Source organism: Oliverpabstia intestinalis (genome assembly GCF_009696065.1).
In the GTDB taxonomy this organism is placed as follows: Bacteria; Bacillota; Clostridia; order Lachnospirales; family Lachnospiraceae; genus Oliverpabstia; species Oliverpabstia intestinalis.
The window spans coordinates 1-2,642 of record NZ_VUMS01000071.1; the positions used below are offsets into that span (position 1 = coordinate 1).

The 2,642-nt window shown below is 45.6% G+C and carries 2 protein-coding genes; both read right to left on the bottom strand.

The window, feature by feature from the left end; genetic code table 11:
* Positions 1–140: 140 nt before the first annotated feature.
* On the bottom strand, positions 141–878 hold the full coding sequence (locus FYJ57_RS14890; RefSeq protein WP_154433261.1) for an ATP-binding protein: 738 nt from the start codon (positions 876–878) through the stop codon (positions 141–143).
* Positions 865–2,481, bottom strand: a complete 1,617-nt coding sequence (locus FYJ57_RS14895) for a Mu transposase domain-containing protein (protein WP_154433262.1) — start codon at positions 2,479–2,481, stop codon at positions 865–867. Before FYJ57_RS14895 ends, FYJ57_RS14890 begins: the two co-directional genes overlap by 14 nt.
* Positions 2,482–2,642: the final 161 nt, after the last annotated feature.

A 2,642-nucleotide genomic window follows, 5' to 3' on the forward strand; every position in this document is an offset into this window, starting at 1 on the left:
TGCATACAGCCACTTTCCGCGGCCAGCAGGGCCGCATTTCCCGGACAGTCTGGGCCATATTAAACGGACAGCCCAGTAGATCAGCAGAGAGGACGTTTGTCCACTCTGCCAATCAGTATAGTTTGTAGGTGTCTTAAGTCCTATGCCTTCTCAATAAGTACAGTAAAGCCGGTGGTAAGCCTGCGACGAATTCCATCAAGCTTTCCGTAACATTCCGGTTCATAACTCAGTGTATTACCCCATTCATCAGGGGAGTACTGACAACTGAAAAGGGTAGATGTTCCGAGATCATCCCGAAGTTTCAGGAGATGATAGAGGATTTTGATCCCCTCTTCGGAGTACCGGCTTATGGAGAAATCATCAATGAACAGTAACTGTATCCGGGCATAATACTTGATCCGCTTACGATACTTGTTAAGATCTTCCTGGCGATTCAGGACGATCAGTTCATCCAGCAGATCACTATAATCCACAAACTTACAGCGATAGTTCCTACGGCATGCCTCCACACAACATGCGGAAAGAAAATAGGACTTTCCTGCACCGGTTATGCCATAGATTCCGACATTCTGTCTATTCTCAGCGAAGTGGAATTGCAAGATCTGTTGCACCGTAGCATCATTATAGGTTCGTCCATTCCCAGTCTTGAGTTTCTCGACTTGAGCCCCTTTATTGATCAGGCTGCTGAGCCTCAGATTCGTTTCGAATCGATTGTTGAGTGTTTCTATGTATTGTGGTTCCAGAACCTCACGAATGAACTGCATTGCGGTATAATTGCAGAGTTCCGGGCTTTTAGAGAGTTCCATAAAGCGCTGAGCTGCCACCGGAAGGGAAAGGGTGTCCAGCATTTCGTAGATATCTGCATTAGGATTCTTCATTGCCAGCCTCCGTTTCCTGACGTTTCAACAGGTTCTTAAGGGAATACTTGCTGTCGTCATCTTTGTATGTGCCGGATATACTCGATGAAGGAGACTCCTTACTTTTATTCTGAGAGGGAGTGTCTTTCGGTGGCTCCTTGTGGTAGGTGGAGATGGTATTACAGATATAGGAATAGTTACATTTCCCTGCTAAGACGGCATCTTTACAGCAGCTTTCCAATGTCTCTGGATTGTATTTCTCAGCATAGCGCAGAATACCAAAACAACTGCGAAATGACTGCACTGGATAAGCGTATTTACGGATCACCGCATCGATTAAAGCACGTGTGCTTGGACCGATAGCAGATGCTTTCTGCTGAAAATAAGGAATATTCCAATAGCCGTAGTCTTTGTACTCTGCAGGCATATCGGTTGGAATGATTACCCAATCCTTTGGTGTATAGCTTCGATTATGAGTTCGGATGTAATCGCCGTGCTTGTTGTAAACATAGATTTCCTTTTCTCCGGCCCGAATCTCTAGTTCCTGTCGCAGATATTTGCGTGGCATGCTATAATGGACTTTGTCGAAGGTGAAGGAGAAATCTTGTGCTACTTTAACGGTCTTCCGTTCCAGGTATTCGAATCGACTGGATGGAAGAGGCAGAAGAGTCTCCTTCTCTTCTGTTGCAAAGAGATCGTACCGGGAATAGGTGAGCCCTTCAAAGGGCTTGCGGTTCTCAGCAGCAACCTTTTCCATCAAGACGCGATTTAAGTCGTCCAGGGAGTAAAAGATCATATCCTCCATATCCACAAGGATGTGCATGGTAACGATCTTCACGTGGCCTTCTACAACCGGCTTCCAACGAGGTGATTTGACCTTTGCAGGCGTCAGAACCGTATCATTATGCTCTGCCCATGCCTGGAAATCTTTATTCAGAACAGGACTGATCCAATCCTTGTTTTTCGCAACCGCTACTTTGCAATTGTCTGGGGTAATAGTTGGCGTTACTCCTCCAAAATAGGCAAGAGCATTGTTGTTAACCCGGATCCAGTTTTTGATGTCACACTCGGTCATCCCTTCAGCGTAAAAGTAATCGCTGTAAGTAAGAGCTGCAATAAAAATGGTGACTTTCGTGGTTTCTTCCGGATTTCGGCGATTATGCAGATACAGCTGTTTCCCTGCATAGTCCAGCTCAAGGTTTACACCAGGGTAACGCTGGATATGAAATGTCAGCTGTTTTGAATCTGCCCATTCGCTATAACGCCTGCAATACTGACGGTAGCTCATAGGCTTTTTCCCGTCTACAATGCCAATGGCATTGTATTTTTGCCAAAGATGCTTCAGAGTCTCTCCCTTGCGTGCGAGAGCTTTGTATACGGCTTCTTTGTTAAAATCTCGATAAAGAAGCTTGTCGGCTGGTACACCGGACTTCTTGTAGAGCAAGCCCTCAATGTACTCATTGGTAACATCCTCAGAAAGAGGATATGTGAGTTCCGGGCATGCGTCAAAACGCTTTAGAAACTCATTGACAGATGTTTTGCCGCAATCGCCACAGCTTTCGGCAATCTCACGGCAACTAAGACGGTTCACGAAGCGGAGCCTTAGCACTTTTTTGTAATCCATAGTTGGACCTCCAGATATAATATTTCTCCGTTTTTACAGGAGATATTTCTATTATATCTGGAGATTTTTGGCCGGTTAATATGTCCTCGGCTGTCCGCTGATTATGTCTTTAGGTGTCCGCCGAATATGGCACAAATGTCCGTTTCGGCCGGCAATCTGCA